This window comes from Arthrobacter sp. LjRoot14, assembly GCF_964253905.1.
Lineage (GTDB): Bacteria > Actinomycetota > Actinomycetes > Actinomycetales > Micrococcaceae > Arthrobacter.
This window is the reverse complement of sequence record NZ_CAXURL020000001.1, coordinates 2,024,784-2,040,367: the sequence shown is the minus strand read 5'-3', so window position 1 is coordinate 2,040,367 and position 15,584 is coordinate 2,024,784. Positions and strand designations below refer to the sequence as shown.

13 protein-coding genes and 1 pseudogene are annotated in these 15,584 nt (G+C 62.9%); 12 read left to right on the top strand and 2 right to left on the bottom strand.

Annotated elements, in window-relative coordinates:
• The first annotated feature begins 114 nt into the window (after positions 1 to 114).
• The 10 genes and pseudogenes from ACSQ12_RS09175 to ACSQ12_RS09130 all read left to right on the top strand — a co-directional run bounded on the left by ACSQ12_RS09175 (position 115) and on the right by ACSQ12_RS09130 (position 12,506).
• On the top strand, positions 115 to 750 hold the full coding sequence (locus tag ACSQ12_RS09175) for a GntR family transcriptional regulator (RefSeq protein WP_436065133.1): 636 nt from the start codon (positions 115 to 117) through the stop codon (positions 748 to 750).
• A gap of 111 nt (positions 751 to 861) precedes the next feature.
• Positions 862 to 2,058 carry a fumarylacetoacetate hydrolase family protein gene (locus ACSQ12_RS09170; RefSeq protein WP_436065132.1) on the top strand — a complete coding sequence of 399 codons (1,197 nt, stop codon included), beginning with the start codon at positions 862 to 864 and terminating at the stop codon, positions 2,056 to 2,058.
• Positions 2,055 to 3,011: a C-terminal binding protein gene (locus tag ACSQ12_RS09165; protein WP_436065131.1), complete on the top strand. Its 957-nt coding sequence runs from the start codon at positions 2,055 to 2,057 to the stop codon at positions 3,009 to 3,011. Before ACSQ12_RS09170 ends, ACSQ12_RS09165 begins: the two co-directional genes overlap by 4 nt.
• A gap of 41 nt (positions 3,012 to 3,052) precedes the next feature.
• Positions 3,053 to 4,489 (top strand): aldehyde dehydrogenase family protein, encoded by a 1,437-nt coding sequence (locus ACSQ12_RS09160; protein WP_436065130.1) that lies wholly within the window; start codon positions 3,053 to 3,055, stop codon positions 4,487 to 4,489.
• Between the two features lie 28 nt (positions 4,490 to 4,517).
• Entirely contained in the window at positions 4,518 to 7,013 is a 2,496-nt protein-coding gene (locus ACSQ12_RS09155; RefSeq protein WP_436065129.1) for a glycoside hydrolase family 2 protein, read from the top strand.
• Positions 7,010 to 7,245 (top strand): annotated as a pseudogene (locus tag ACSQ12_RS09150) (fuconate dehydratase); the annotation flags it as partial. The gene ACSQ12_RS09155 and the pseudogene ACSQ12_RS09150, both read left to right, overlap by 4 nt.
• A gap of 833 nt (positions 7,246 to 8,078) precedes the next feature.
• Positions 8,079 to 8,594 (top strand): hypothetical protein, encoded by a 516-nt coding sequence (locus ACSQ12_RS09145; RefSeq protein ID WP_436065128.1) that lies wholly within the window; start codon positions 8,079 to 8,081, stop codon positions 8,592 to 8,594.
• A 145-nt stretch (positions 8,595 to 8,739) separates the two neighbouring features.
• Entirely contained in the window at positions 8,740 to 9,783 is a 1,044-nt protein-coding gene (locus ACSQ12_RS09140; protein ID WP_436065127.1) for a hypothetical protein, read from the top strand.
• A gap of 160 nt (positions 9,784 to 9,943) precedes the next feature.
• On the top strand, positions 9,944 to 11,440 hold the full coding sequence (locus ACSQ12_RS09135) for an EAL domain-containing protein (protein WP_436065126.1): 1,497 nt from the start codon (positions 9,944 to 9,946) through the stop codon (positions 11,438 to 11,440).
• Positions 11,441 to 12,047: 607 nt separating this feature from the next.
• Complete coding sequence (locus ACSQ12_RS09130) at positions 12,048 to 12,506, top strand: Hpt domain-containing protein (protein WP_436065125.1); 459 nt, start codon at positions 12,048 to 12,050, stop codon at positions 12,504 to 12,506.
• Positions 12,507 to 12,541: 35 nt separating this feature from the next.
• On the opposite strand, the gene ACSQ12_RS09125 is transcribed toward ACSQ12_RS09130, so the two are convergent.
• Positions 12,542 to 13,333: a response regulator transcription factor gene (locus ACSQ12_RS09125; protein ID WP_436065124.1), complete on the bottom strand. Its 792-nt coding sequence runs from the start codon at positions 13,331 to 13,333 to the stop codon at positions 12,542 to 12,544.
• Between the two features lie 413 nt (positions 13,334 to 13,746).
• Between ACSQ12_RS09125 and ACSQ12_RS09120 the strand changes: the two genes are divergently transcribed.
• Together ACSQ12_RS09120 and ACSQ12_RS09115 are read left to right on the top strand one after the other, a co-directional pair.
• On the top strand, positions 13,747 to 14,091 hold the full coding sequence (locus tag ACSQ12_RS09120; RefSeq protein WP_436065123.1) for a DUF7793 family protein: 345 nt from the start codon (positions 13,747 to 13,749) through the stop codon (positions 14,089 to 14,091).
• The gene (locus tag ACSQ12_RS09115) at positions 14,088 to 14,207 is read left to right on the top strand and encodes a hypothetical protein (RefSeq protein ID WP_436065122.1); all 120 of its coding nucleotides are present in this window, start codon (positions 14,088 to 14,090) and stop codon (positions 14,205 to 14,207) included. The genes ACSQ12_RS09120 and ACSQ12_RS09115 overlap by 4 nt, the downstream gene beginning before the upstream one ends.
• 482 nt (positions 14,208 to 14,689) lie before the next feature.
• Here ACSQ12_RS09115 and ACSQ12_RS09110 read toward each other — a convergent pair whose 3' ends face one another.
• Complete coding sequence (locus ACSQ12_RS09110) at positions 14,690 to 15,583, bottom strand: putative bifunctional diguanylate cyclase/phosphodiesterase (protein ID WP_436065121.1); 894 nt, start codon at positions 15,581 to 15,583, stop codon at positions 14,690 to 14,692.
• Position 15,584 lies beyond the last annotated feature (1 nt).

Sequence of the window (15,584 nt, the reverse complement as noted above, 5' to 3'; positions counted from 1 at the left end):
GTCAGCCAGTAGTAAGGAACTCGGACAATGACCTTCTCGAATGACTCCGGCGGTAATCAGCGCAGGCCTTCCAGCCCCCTGACATCGTTGGTACACCCGCCAAGCCTGGTCGCTTTGGCTGCCGACGCCATCCGGAAGAAGATCTTGGCCGGCGAATACGGGCCGGGCGAGCGTCTCCTCGAAGAACGGCTGACGGAAGAACTTAATATCAGCCGTCCGCCTCTGCGCGAGGCCCTTCGCACACTGGAAAACGAGGGCCTGATAGTCACCCGCCCGCGCCGGGGTTCCTTCGTGTCGACGCTGACCGACAAGGACGTCTACGAAATTCTGACGCTCCGTTCCACTCTGGAAAGGATGGCGTTCGAGCTGGGAATCCCGGTCAAGGACCGGGCCCTTCTGGAGCCGGCCAGAAAAGCCCTGCTGGAGATGGAGCGGGCCGCCCAGGACGAGGATCGCGGAAGCCTGGTGCAGGCTGGTTATGATTTCCACTACGCGCTGGTGGGGATCGCAGACCATCAGCGTCTGAACCAGACGTACGCATCAGTTCAGCGGCAACTGCTTCTGTGCATGGCGAGGAACCTCATCGCACGGGAAACGTACTACGAAGATCTCCCGAATCACGTCGCACGGCACAAACATCTCTTTGAGCTCGTCGAATCCGGCAACCGCGAAGCGGCGCTGGCTGAGCTTGCCGTCCACGGTGAGCGCTCTTTCGAAAACATAGCCAAAACCGCTGAGGAGACGGGCTGAGGCCAGACCGGCGCAGCCGGGCTCACCTTTCCCGCTTCACCCATTCCCACTGATCGTTCAGTGTCACTTTGCGCTGCCCGCTAGCGGGCAGGTCCCTGATGAAAGGCTTTCATGAACAACCCTGTAGCCGGAAGCAGAGTGCTTCCGGAAAATTATGCAAGCGCCACGCTCGTCGGCAGAATATTTGACCCCGCAGATGCCGGGCCGACGGTCGTCACCGTCCGTGGAGACTTACTGGTCGATGTCTCGCGCATTGAGCCGACAGTGTCCATGCTCCTCGAGCGCGAGGATCTCCCGGAACTCCTCGCGAACGCCGCGTCGGAGAGAACATGGGGTCTATCCGAGGTTCTTGATGCAACGCTCGGCCAGGACTACAGCCGTCCGCACCTCCTTGCCCCCGTGGACCTCCAGGTCATCAAAGCCGCCGGGGTGACCTTTGTGCACAGCATGCTCGAACGCGTCATTGAAGAACGCGCAGCCGGGGATTCGCAACGGGCCGAAGGAATACGCGCCCAACTCGATGCCGTCATCGGGAGCGCCATTGGCAGCGTCCGTCCAGGCACTCAGGAAGCGGCGGCGGTCAAGGACGTTCTGCTCCGGGAGGGACTGTGGTCTCAGTACCTGGAAGTGGGCATCGGGCCTGATCCGGAGATCTTCACCAAGGCGCCGGTGCTTTCTGCCGTGGGCACAGGTGCAGCCATCGGTGTGCTGGCCCGGTCGACCTGGAACAACCCGGAACCGGAACTTGCCCTCGCCGTGACTTCTACGGGTCGGGCTGTGGGCGCCATGCTGGCCAACGATGTCAACCTCCGCGACTTCGAAGGCCGTAGTGCCCTGCTGCTCACCGAGGCTAAGGACAACAACGCTTCCTGCGCGCTCGGCCCCTTCATCCGGATCTTTGACGACTCGTTCAGCCTGCAGTCCGCCAGAACCCTGGACATCGAGCTTCAAGTGCACGGGGCAACCGATGGATTCGAAATGACCGGAACCAGCTCCATGTCGGCGATCAGCCGTGACCTGCTCGACCTCGTCGGCCATGCCTGGGGTCCCCACCATCAGTATCCGGACGGTTTCGTGCTGCTGACTGGCACGCTTTTTGCACCCACTCAGGACCGTGGTGAGGCCGGGGCAGGCTTTACCCATCACGAAGGCGACACGGTCGTTATCTCAACGCCGGCCCTCGGTTCGCTCATCAATACGGTGACCACGTCAGAAGCTGCGCCCGACTGGGTGTTCGGGATTTCGGCTCTGATGCGGAATCTGGCCGGCAGAGGCCTGCTCTCCACCGGGGCGGAACTCCGGGCATGACGGCCAGGGTTGTCGTAGCGGACCAGGCGTTCGGTAACGTCACGCGGGAAGAAGCCGCCGCGCGCCGGTTCGGTGCGGTCTTCGACTCACGTCAATGCGTCAACGAGTCCGAAACCATGGATGCCCTGGCTGGGGTTAGTGTTGCGTTTGTTAATTTCGCCCCCGTCACGCGCGCAGTGCTGGAAGCCATGGCGCCGGGGGCACTGGTCATCCGCTACGGCATCGGCTACGACAATGTCGATATCACAGCGGCCCGCGAACTCGGAATCTCTGTCAGCAATATCCCGGACTACGGGGCGGACACTGTTGCCGACCATGCCGTCACCTGCATCCTCGCCCTGCTTCGTAAAGTCAAGCAACTCGACTCCCGCATCCGCAGCGACGGATGGCTCCGTCCCAACGACCTCGGGTCAATGCCCGGGTTCTCCGAGACCACCGTCGGGCTCGTCGGTACCGGCAGGATCGGCAGAGCCGTCGCGGCCAGGCTCAGTCCTTTCGGTTTCCGCGTAATCGCGCATGATCCCTTCGTTGATGCCGCCGCTCTGGAAGGCACCGGAATCACCCCGGTCGAGCTGGACGGGCTGCTCGAAGAATCCAACGTCGTGTCTTTGCATGCTCCGCTGACGCCGGAAAACCACCGCCTCATCAATGCAACAACAATTTCCCGGATGCGGTCCGGAGCGATACTCGTAAACACCTCTCGTGGCGGACTCGTGGATGAAGAAGCTCTCGCAGACGCCCTCATCGAGGGCCATCTCGGAGGGGCGGCACTGGACGTTTTCGATCCGGAACCCTTGGCTCCTGAATCACGGCTGAGAAAACTCGAAAACGTCCTCCTCACCCCTCACGCAGCGTTCTTTTCAGATGAATCACTGGCGAACCTGCAACGGCTGGCAGCAGAGGAAGCCGCGCGGTACCTCGCGGGAGAAACTCTTCGCTGCCCCGTTACCTGAGCACTGCAACCACCCACACGATGCATCCGAAGGATCATTCCATGGACACCACTCAATATCGTCACCTCATAGCCGGGAACTGGCAGGGGGAAGGCGGCACGCCGAACATCAACCCCTCGGACACGGCAGACCTCGTAGGGATAACGCCTTCAGCGACTCCGGAGGAAATCCACGACGCGATATCCGCCGCTGATGCGGCCCGCGACGAGTGGGCCCAGTCCACACCCCAACAAAGATTTGACGTGCTGGATACGGCCGGTACGGAAATCCTCGCGCGCGTACCGGAGATCGGCATGCTGCTCGCACGGGAAGAAGGAAAGCCCATCAACGAGGCCATGGGAGAGGTCACCCGGGCCGGACAGTTGTTCAAGTTCTTCGCCGGCGAATGTCTGCGCCTCGGAGGAGAAACCATTCCTTCGGTGCGCTCAGGAATGACCGTGGAAATCCTGCGGGAACCCGTCGGAGTCGTCGGGATCATCACCCCCTGGAACTTCCCGATCGCCATACCGGCATGGAAAATTGCCCCCGCCCTCGCGTGGGGCAATACCGTGGTGTTTAAACCCGCCAGCAACACACCGGGCTGCGCCTGGGAACTCGCCAACATCCTCACACGCGCGGGACTGCCGCCGGGAGTGCTGAACATGGTCTACGGCAGCGGCTCAGCCATCGGCGCAGCAATGACCGAATCAGGAGTCATCAATGCCCTCAGCTTCACCGGATCAGTAGACGTGGGTAAGAGGGTTGCCATGGCGGCAACGGAACACGGCATACGCGTGCAGACAGAGATGGGCGGGAAGAACCCGATGGTCATCGTGGACGACGCGGACCTGGACCTGGCCGTGGACGTTTGCATCAACGGCGCCTATTTCTCCACCGGCCAGCGCTGCACCGCTTCCTCCCGGCTGATTGTCACGGAAGGAATCCACGACAAATTCGTTCTAGCCCTCGAAGAACGGATGCGGATGCTCACCGTCGGCAACGCACTGGACCCCAAGACCGTCGTCGGTCCCGTCGTGGACCAGGGGCAATTGGACCAGGACCGGCACTACATCGAGCTTGCCGCGGCAGAGGGGGGCGAGGTAATCGGCGGTGACCTGCTCGAACGGCCCACAGACGGATACTATCTCTCCCCCGCTCTCGTCAAGGGAACGACTCCGGAGATGACCATCAACCTGGAGGAAGTCTTCGGCCCGGTCGCTTCGATCATCCGGGTCGCCGATTACCAGGAAGCCCTCACCGTGGCGAACGGAACACCCTTCGGCCTTTCCAGCGGCATCTGTTCCACCTCATTGAAGCTGACCTCACATTTCAAGAGACACTCACAGTCGGGGATGGTGATGGTCAACGCCCCGACCGCGGGAGTGGACTACCACGTCCCTTTCGGGGGCACAAAGGCATCAAGTTACGGAGCCCGGGAGCAGGGCAGTTACGCCAAGGAGTTCTACAGCACCACAAAGACCGTCTACACCAACCCCTAGAACCTTCTTGCCCCCAGAAAGTAGAACCATGCCTTACTCACCCCTCACGCACGGGTGGACGGTGACCCCGGTAGGCGGCGAAATGCCGACGGATTTTTCCGGCCGCCCCTCTCCCGCCACAGTTCCCGGTGTCGTCCACACGGACCTCCTGCGAGCAGGAGTCATCGCTGATCCCTTCGATGCCGACAACGAAACCGGGCAGCAGTGGATCGGCAGGACCAACTGGCGGTACGAGACAAGCTTCGAGTGGGAACCGGACGGGTCCCAACGATACGACCTCGTTGCCGAAGGCCTGGACACCGTGGCGTCCATCGAATTGAACGGCCACCATATCGGTGCCACACGCAACCAGCACCGCTCCTACAGACTGGATATCCGTAGCGCCCTGCGCATCGGGACGAATCGCCTGTCCATCACTTTCACTGCCCCCGTGGCCGAGGCCGAACGCCTGGCCGCCCAACACGGCGAACTGCCCCACACGAATCACCACCCCTACAACACCTTGCGCAAGGCCGCATCAAACTTCGGCTGGGACTGGGGCATAGACGTCGCCACGAGTGGCATCTGGAAACCCATTGGGATTGAAAGCTGGTCCGGCGCCCGGGTCTCGTCCGTCCGTCCCCTTGTCTCGCTCGAAGGATCCGACGGCGTGCTGACCACCACCATCGGGCTGCAGTGGGCTTCCGAGGAGATCCCTGGGCGGCGGGTCTCCGTCACCATCGCCGGAATCACGGAGGCCGCTGAGGTCGCACCGGGACAAACCTCCCTGACGCTGCGCTCCCGCGTGCCCAACGCCAACCTGTGGTGGCCGCGCAGCCACGGCGCCCAGCCCCTCTATGACGTGAGCGTGTCGAATGGAACGGAGACAGCAGCATGGCATGGCCGGGTCGGTTTCCGCACCATCTCCCTTGACACGTCACCGGACGAGCACGGCAGCCCGTTTACCGTGCGAGTCAACGGAGAAACCATCCTCATCCGGGGAGCCAACTGGATACCCGATCACGCGTTCCTGCCTGAAATGAACAGGGACCGCTACCGCCGCAGGGTCGGCGACGCTTCCGAAGCCAACATCAACCTGTTGCGCGTATGGGGCGGCGGAATCTATGAATCGAAGGACTTCTACGAAGCCTGCGACGAACTCGGCATTCTCGTATGGCAGGATTTCCTTTTTGCCTGCGCAGCCTACGCCGAAGAAGAATGGCTCGCATCAGAAGTTGAAGCGGAAGCCGCGGAGGCCATCACCACACTCTGCAGCCACCCGTCGCTGGCCATCTGGAACGGCAATAACGAAAACATCTGGGGCTACGTTGACTGGGGATGGCGTCACCGACTCGCCGGGCGGACCTGGGGCAACGGCTACTACCGGAATCTGCTCCCGCGGCTGGTCGCAGAACTCGATGGCACCAGACCATACTCCCCCGGAAGCCCCTTTTCCTACGATGACTACCTTCATCCCAACGACCAGTATCACGGCACAATGCACATCTGGGACGTCTGGAACCAACGGGACTACTCCGCATACGCCGAATATGAACCCCGCTTCGTTTCGGAGTTCGGATTCCAAGGGCCGCCCGCGTGGACGACCCTGACCGGCGTCGTCCATGATCACCCCATGGACCCGTATGGCGCGCAGATGCTCATCCACCAGAAAGCCGCAGATGGGAACCTCAAACTCGAAAAAGGCATGATCGGCCACCTGCCTGCGCCGGCCTCAATCGAGGAATGGCACTGGGCCACACAACTCAACCAGGCGCACGCCGTGAGGTTCGGAATCGAGCACTTCCGCTCACTGGCACCCCGCAACACCGGCACCATCATCTGGCAGCTAAACGACAACTGGCCCGTCGTTTCCTGGGCAGCTGTCGACTTCGCCGAACGACGGAAGCCGCTCTGGTACGCAATCAAGGAAGCCTACCGCCCGCGCCTGGCCACCCTCCGGCCCCGGGGCGGCTCGACAGCGCTTGTACTCCTGAACGACACGGCTGAGCCGTTCGACGGGTACATCACCGCCCGCCGGATGACCTTCGACGGAAGCGTGCTCAACGAACACACCTTCCGGGCTGAAGTACCCGCACGCGGACAACAGGAACTACCTCTGCCCCGGGAGCTCATGACGGCCACCGACCCCACTGCCGAAATTCTCGTGGCAGAGACCGGATCAGACTCCGGATTCAACCGGGCCTTCCACAATTACGCCGAGCCAGCGGACCAGCTCCTTGACCCTGAGGCCTTCAAGACGGAGATCGAACCGAGCAGCGCTGGCTTCAATGTCACAATCACGGCCAGAAGCTATGTCCGCGACGCATTCATACAGGCTGACCGCTTACACCCGGGAGCCCGCGTGGACGCCGGATTGATCTCGCTCCTGCCAGGGGAAAGCTTCACCTTCCGCATGCAGGGGGCCACCGAGGCGAATAGTGAGGATTTCAACGCCCCGTTCGTCCTCTGCTCCGTAAACTCTCTCCACACAAGCAGAGTACCCGACGGTGCCGCGCCCTTCCCGGCCGGCAGTAGTCGCCAATGAGCACTATCACCGCCGTGGAAACCCAGGACATACGCTTCCCCACGTCCCAGGAGTTGAACGGTTCGATGCGATGAACCCGAACCCGGACTACTCCGCCGCCTATGTCGTCATCAGAACTGACGAGCCGGACGGACCCACAAGGCACGGGTTTGTCTTCACGATCGGGCGCGGGAACGAAGTGCAGACAGGCGCCATCGCTGCACGGGCAGAACACATTCGGGGACGCGGCGTCCTTCTTCGAGCAGTTGTTGAGGCCGTCTTGCCCGGTCCGGTTCGGCGGCACGGAGGATCCCGAAGGCCTCCTCCGGTGTCAGCGTATCCGGATATCTAGTTGACGAAAGGCCACTATCGGCGATCAAAGAGGGGGCGGGGAGTAATGGATGCCACGGCCGCAGGGGCGCCACTCCCCCGCCCAGTTATCGTTTCCGTTCTGGTTATCCGGGTCGGCGGTTTTCAACGCAGCTACTTAAGTGCGCGCGTCCAGGTATCCCCCGGGTGGCGTCAGAGGTGTCGCGCCTAGATTCCCCAACCTTTAAGGTCACGAAAGCAATCAAACTGCGCTCCGCACATGCCCTGGACCTCACCGACTTCGGCGCCTCGGCGTAGGAGCTCGGCGCGGCAGTGCCCTGTTCGATACACGATCTGCGGATCCTCTAAGGTGCCGGGAGGCCTCGTCCTCATCCTGATGCTGACGTGGCGCAGTTCGAAGGATTCTTTCCGAAATCGCCATGATTAGATTGCGGACGTCTGTGCCCGCCGACAGTAGCCTGCACTAAAAATAGCTGAACCCTGCCCTCACGGCCGCCGAAGGCCAACATCCTGGAAGTCTGACCCGTACACACAGAATGCGCGCAGGTTTATCACAGGTAAGCCGCAACCGACATAAGCCCTGCCTAGTTTTTCCACAGTATGGATTAACGGAGGGGAAGGCGCTGCTAGCTTCGAAGTACCGGGGGATTTCTGCTGCGGATGCCGTTGTTCCATGAACAGGAACAACTATTGGCAGCGGGATGATCCGCCCGGGTTTTGCATCCTCACTCCACTTCCATCAAAGGTCTCAAACCCATGCGTAGCTTTTCCCGTGTTTCCCTTGTTGTAGCAGCTTCCGCCGCCCTTGTCGGTTCCATGGCTCTGCCGGCGTCGGCAGCTGACACCACCGCGACCGTCCAGGTTCCGGTCGGTTCCCTGTCGGTTTCCGCACCGGCCGGTGCAGACCTCACCACAATCACTCCCGGCGGGGGCGCTTCGGCGACGCTGACCGGAGTGCAGGTCACCGACACCCGCGCCGGTGAAGCTGGCTGGTCCGCTCAGGTTGTCCTGTCCAACTTCGTGGGTGCCACCCCCACCAACGTCATCCCGGCGACCGCAGCTGTTTACACCCCGTCCGTGGCTGTTGCGAGCGGAACCGTCACCGTTGAGGGGGCCGTGCAGTCGGACCTGTCCACCGCCAAAACGGTTCAGACCGCAACGGCTGTGACCGGCAACAACGCCGCCACCTGGGACGCGAACCTTTCCGTCACTGCCCCGGCAGACGCACTGGCCGACGTTTACACAGCGACGCTGACCCACTCGGTCCTCTAAACCGACGAGATCCCCCGTCCGGGGGTGCCTGTGCCGCGCGCAGGCACCCCCGGGAAGGGGCGGCTTCGCCCGCTTATCCACTCCGCTTTCCCAACCACACCGAGGTCCCGTTTTGCGCTTCCTGTCGACACTGTTCGTGATGATCATGCTCGCCTTTTCAGCCGCGCTTCCCGCCACGGCAGCGGGGCCGCTACCGGCCGATACTGCTCCCTCCCCTGCCGGGATAGGCATCAGGCTGCTGGATATCCCGGCCAGCACCAAGGATGATCCGAGAGCCCGGACCTACATCATTGACCGGCTTGCCCCGGGCAGCGAGATCAGCCGCCGGATCCAGGTGGAGAACAACACAGGGGCCACTCAGACGATCCGCCTGTATGCCGGTGCCGCGCACATCGTGGGCGGTGCCTTCATCGGGGAGGAGGCCGGGTCCACTAATGACCTCAGCACCTGGACGGCCGTGAGCCGGCCGCAGGTTGACCTGCCTGCCGGCGGTAAAGCGGAGGTTCCGGTGACCATCAAGGTTCCTTCCGACGCGCCGGAAGACGAACTGTATGGTGCCGTGTGGGCCGAGGTCCGCAGCGCGGCGGACAAGGGCGGCGTCGTGCAGGCTAACCGGGTCGGCATCCGCATCTATCTTTCGGTCGGACCCGGAAACGGGAAGCCGGCTGACTTCAGCATCACATCGCTCACCCCCTCACGGAATCAGCAGGGGAACCCGCAGCTCAGCGCCCTCGTGACCAACACGGGGGGCCGCGCCCTCGACGTTACCGGCGACCTGCGGCTCACGGCCGGTCCCGGAGGGCTTTCCGCCGGGCCCTTCGGCATCCAGAACGCCACCACCATCGCACCGGGCAAAGCAGAGAATGTCATCTTCACGCTGCCACCGGAACTCCCCAATGGTCCATGGACCGTCGGCGTCGACCTGAAGAGCGGCCTGCTGGAGAAGGCAGCGTCCGCGACTGTCACCTTCCCTGAAGCCGGCCCGGGCGAGACCGCGGCCCCGGCAGCGGATACCGGGCTGCAGTGGCTCGCTCCGGCTGCGGCCGCTGCCGTGTTGCTCACCGCGCTGCTTCTCATTTCACTCCTCCTCATGAGTCGCCAGCGCAGGCGCCTGTCAGCGCCCGAGGCGGCCGCGCCTCCTGCCGGGACCCGCAGGGCCGGACGCCGGAGCGCCGATGCCACGCGGTAGAGAAAGGGCCCTGCCCGGTTCGGGACCATCAGCGTCACGCAGTAGCGGTGCAACCGGCGCGACGCGTGACACGCAAGCGACTTCCCGGGCGCTCACGCCCAGCACTTCTGCGGAGGCTCTTCCTCCGGCGTGTGGCCGGTCCGACAGCGATGTAGCCATCGTGGTTTCCTGGCTTGCGCTTGCCCCTGTGCTGGACCCGTGCCGCCCCGGCCAGGCGGCCGACGGCGGGCACATCATGGCCCGCGTCCTGGCAGTTCAAGCCGTGTTCGCGCTGGGCATGGCGGCCGGCCTGATGTTCCCGCCTGCAGTCCTGCCCGCCCATCCCGGCGTGCAGGTCCTCGCCGGATCACTGCTGCTGATCCTGCTGGCCGCCGCTTCCTTTGGCCTCAGCAGGATCGCCAGGGCTCACCGGAGAGAACGGACCCGGGCAAGGAGCGCCGTTGACCTGGTCGACACCGTTCTGTGCACGAGCCGGGAATGGCTGTGGGCTGTAGATGACCTGGGATATTTCACGTTTTCCAGCAGTGCGAGCGAAGCTTTGCTCGGCTACGACGCCTCGGAACTGATCGGCAAGCCCTGCACTCTGGTGATCGGGGCCGAAGACCTGACCCGGGCCAAGGAATCCAGGAAGTCCGCCCAGGACGCCGACACCTCCCTCTGGACGGGCGTCGTCGTCCGCTGCCGCCATCGTGACGGCAACACCGTTTGGATGGAATCCTCCGGAAGGACCAGCCCCGCCAGGGCGGGACGGCGGGGCGGATTCCAAGGCACCAGCCGGCTCCTTGCGCCCGGGACAGCGGCGGAGTCCGCCGCCGATCACAGCAAGGCCCTCGTCCGGAAAGTCATTGACGGGCAGCTGATCGTAACGGCATTTCAACCCGTCCGCGATCTCGGCTCCGGAAACGTCATCGGCGTCGAGGCGTTGTCCCGATTCGTCAGCGATGACGGAGCCACGGCGGATTACTGGTTCGATGAGGCCGCTGCCGTCGGGCTCGGCCCAGAGCTCGAATTCGCTGCGCTGGAAGCCGCCCTCTCAGCCGCGCGCCCGATTCCCGCCGACGTGTATCTGGCGCTGAATCTGTCCCCGGCCACGTGCCTGGACCACCGGCTGCCCGAGCTGCTGGACCTCTCGCCCGTCCCCCTGGACAGAATCGTCCTGGAACTGACCGAGCACCATGAAGTGGCGGATTACGACCACCTCACAGCGGAACTGGCCCACCTGCGGAGGCGGGGACTCCGCCTCGCCGTGGACGACGCCGGCTCCGGCTTCGCCTCCATGCGCCACATCCTGCACCTGCGACCGGAGATCATCAAACTCGACCGCAGCCTCATCGCCGGCATCAACGACGACATCGGCCAGCATGCCCTCGGTGCGGCCATGGTTGCATTCGCCCGGCAGGTCGGCGCGACCCTGATAGCCGAAGGCATCGAAACGGCCGCCGAACTCGCTGCCGTGAACGGACTCGGAATGACCGCCGGGCAGGGATACTACTTGGGCCGTCCAACCATCCAGCCGGAGGAATGGGCCAAATGGGCCGTAGGGCCCGGGGACTGGCCGATAAGCGGCGAAGCAGCCGTACTCTCGTCCGATCCGGCCGGCAGCGATCATGCTTCATTTCCGGTTTACCGGCCTTACAACCAGGCCAGCCCGAACTGACCAGACCGGCGCCGCCGACCCCGAAACGCTACAGAGAACGCACTCCATATGAGGCCCCCTGTACGCAGGGAAGAGCGACGCACTTCCCTGCCGAGGCGGATGTTACTCCGCGGATTCCGGACGGCCCGCTAGTATCATCTCGGTTCCCCCGCCGGAGGGCTTCTTGCCATGGATGGCACCCGCAATCTGACCAGTCTCGCGATTTTTCTCTCCGGCTCCCTGCTGATCATGACCACCACATCCGTGATTCTGCGCCGAATTCCCTGTCCACGACCAAAGCCCCGCCGCTGAGAGGTAATGGACCATGCCCTACATCGACATCAATCCTCATCGCTCACGGCCGAAATGGCCGGCATACGCCCTGCTGGGACTCCTTTTGATCCTGACCACCGTCGTCGTCACCATAGCGCTGACCGCCGGATAGAGCACAGTAGAGGTAACGTCATCAGGGATCCTGGGCATCTTCGTGCCTCCAGTAACTCCAGTGGACTGCAGGCGCACCCCGGCGGGCACGGGACATGGCTGCCCCCGCAAGGAAACCACAAGCTTTCCGCAAGATCCGCCTCGTGCAGGGCAATGGCGGCATCCGGGCACGTAGCCTTAACCTATGTCCAGTTCAGCTCCCGATCCCGGCGCCCCCAGTTCGGACCGCGCCGACGCGCGGTCCCGCGACGGGCAGCAGCCGCGAATCCCGCGGCCAGGTGGCGAGGAACTGCCATTGGTGGATTGGGCGGTCCTCGCGGAGCTGGAAGAAGAACTGGGCAGCCCGGTCATCGCCTGGAACTTCGCCCGGGACTATACCCTGATCTGGCGGCGCCGCCAGCGAGCACTCGCATCGGCACTGGAGCAACGCGAACAGCATCAGGCGCTTGACGCGGTCATCAGCCTGCGGGTATCGGCGGCCATGATCGGCGGGATGCGCCTGGCACAACTTGCACAGACACTCCAGCTCCTCATCCAGGAAGGCGATCTGGAGGGCGGCGAGGCGCTTCTGGGAAGGGTCGATGACTACGGTAGCGGAACGACGAGGGAACTTCAGCGCAGCTATCTCCTAACGACCGACTAACTGCACTGCCCGCAAGCGGGCCGCACGCAGGTGCGTTAAGACCGGCCGTCCCGGCGTTCTGCACGCTCCGGCGCCAGCCGGTATCCGACGCCTCGGACGGTCAGCAGCCACCGCGGCGATTCCGGGTCTTCCCGGAGCTTTCGGCGGAGATTTCCGATGTGCACTTCGACGGCACGCTGATCGGAATCGCTGATGTAGGTGTCCTTGCTGTAATAATCGCCCCGCACCACACGCACCAGTTCTGTTCTGGACCGCACGGCCCCCGCCGCACGCAGCAGGTCATGGAGGAGGTCAAACTCGCTCCGCGTGAGTTCAAGGGTTTCCCCTGCCACCGCCGCGGTCCGGCTCCCGGAGTTCAAGCACAGCCCGTTGTGCTGCAGGACCGACGCATCCATGCGGTCCGGGGTCGTTGACCGTGCCGATGGCGGTACGGGCGGTTCCTGGGTGGACGCGTGGTGCCGGGGACGACGCATCATGGCACCGATCCTGGCCCGCACTTCCCGGGGGCTGAACGGCTTCGTGATGTAGTCATCAGCGCCGAAATGCAGTGCGGTCAGCAGGTCCGGCTCCTCAGTCCTGCCCGTGAGCATCATGACGTAGGCGGTACTGAACTGCCGCAGGCGCCGTAGCACCTCGAACCCGTCTATGTCAGGCAAGCCAATATCCAACGTCACCACAGTGGCCTGCGTGTTCCGGACCATTCCCACTCCCTCACGGCCGTCCGAGGCAGAATGCACCTCGAACCCGGCCTGAAGAAGCACCGCCTGCAGAAGATTCCTCAAATCGTCGTCGTCTTCAATGACGACCGCCACGCCCAAGTCGCTCATGGCCCCCCGCTTTTATCTGCTGAATTCCCCGTTTCAGCCCAGTACCGAAACGGAACCAACCCTACTTTCCACGGTACAACGCTAAGCCTGCTTTGCATAATCTTTATTGAACACATGAAATGAATCGAATTCAGTAAAGTCACCCGCGATAGGAAAAAATAATATGGACTATCCGGGCACCCACAGCGTTCGAAAACCCGCCCAAGCCGCCCGTTGCGCCCGTAGATCCGCGGGCTGTACGGCCGGTGAAAGACGCGCAAGGCTGGCGGCACACGCATTTCTGCAGGGAGGGCCCTCTGCTGATTTGTGCAGCAAGAGGTGATTCACCCCTCTCATTTCTCTGCTTAGACGTAAGGATCGAGGATGATGCATTTGTTTGTCATATTTTAGTGACATGAGCGTAAAGTTACGCTGTGTTCACTTTGGTGCGTGAGCATAAGGAGCTTACGGTTCCGGAGCAGTTCAATAGCAGTCCAGGGGTGACAATGGCGGAAGTTTCGATGGGGGCAGGCATAGGTACGGTTGAGCTGTCGGCCGGGATTCTCCACCTGAAATGGTCTCCCGGTCAGGCCATCAACGAAGAAGACGCCCGGGCGGCAGTGACAGCGGCGCAGCAGCTCAGCGGAAACCGCCGTTATCCCATGCTGGTGATGATGGCCGCACCGGTCTGGCTAAGTTGCAAAGCGCGGAAGGTTCTTGCCCTACCGGACAAGCCACTCGAATCGCCATCCTCGGATCTTCCCCGGTTGACCGTGTGATCGCCAAGTTCTTCCTCACCGGCAACGTCATGCCCTGCCCGGCGCGTTTCTTCACATCGACCGAGAAAGCCCTGACCTGGCTCAATGCCCTGACTGACCCAAGAGACGGGTCCTAGTTATTCGGTCTTGTCGCCATTCGGGACCGTAAAGCACACGGTTCCGGCCCGGGGGCCATCCCTCCGCGTCGAGGTTCCACTCCTTTGGGCCGCGCTGTATATCAGCCAATAGGCGCAGACCGGGCCCCGGGGGCAGACGCGCGGCGTCTATCCCGTGGAGATTGAAAACCCGGAGCCGCCGTTCTCCGCCACATGGTCCTCCATATCGTTGAAGTTCCGGTCGATGAGGACGTGTCAGGGCCCCGCGGCCGGTGGTTTTGTGACCGGCGCGGGCCAATCCCCGCTTAAGAGGATCCCGTGCCGGGATGCGGACAGGTCCGGGCAAGCCGAAGTCGCTGTCATCGACGATGACACGTCAAGAATCCGGAGGACAGGGTCTTCCGGCCCGTCCACCGATCCACATCTTGTTGATTGAAGAAGCAGACCAGCTACCCCGTGCTAGCCTGCGCGGCGGCGCCAGGGCGGTGGGTATTCAGCCACCCCTATCGGACGTGCGGTGACGGTTCCTGCCCGGGACTTCCAGCGGTAAGTGCTGTCAGCCAGGACGGGACGGGGGCTGGCGGCATGGGTTTGCTCCACAGGAAGCCTTGAGCGTGCCGCACACCCAGCCGGCGGAGTTCTGAGAGCTGAACCTTGGATTCCACCCCCTCTGCTATCACGTCGAGGTTGAGGCTGCCGGCCATGCCGAGCACGAGTTCGATGATCGTCGCACCGTGAGGGTCGCTTCCCAGCTCCTCCACAAAGGTCCGGTCTATTTTCACGGTCCGGGCTGAGAGCCACTTCAGATAGCTCAGGGACGAGTACCCGGTGCCGAAGTCATCTATTGAGAGCCCGATGCCAAGGCGGGAGAGCCGCTGCAGGGTTTCCTTGGGTAGGTCCGGCTGGTCCATGAGTACTGTTTCGGTGACTTCGAGATGGACGGCGGCAGGGTCAATCCCCGAAAAGAGGATGGCCTCTTCCACAATCTCCGGAAAGTCTTTCGCCACCAGCTGCCGACCGGAGACGTTCACGGCTGCCGAGAAATTCTCCGCGGCGGGCACGCTCCTGCGCCATTCCTGTACCTGCCGGAGGGCTTCGCGGAGCACCCAGGCACCGATCGGAAGGATCAGGCCAGTCTCCTCGGCGATGGGAATAAAGGTGTCCGGCATAATCAGTCCCTGGTCCCGATGTCGCCACCGCAACAATGCCTCGAACCCGACAGGCATTTCGGTGGCAACGTCCATGATGGGCTGGTACTCGAGGGAAAGCTCGTTGCGGCCCAGAGCCAGCCTCAAGTCCGATTCCAGATCCAGCCGGCCCACGGCCCGCCCCGTCATACGGACGTCATAGACAGCAGAAGAATCACCGCCGGCCGATTTGGCTTTGGCCTTGTACATG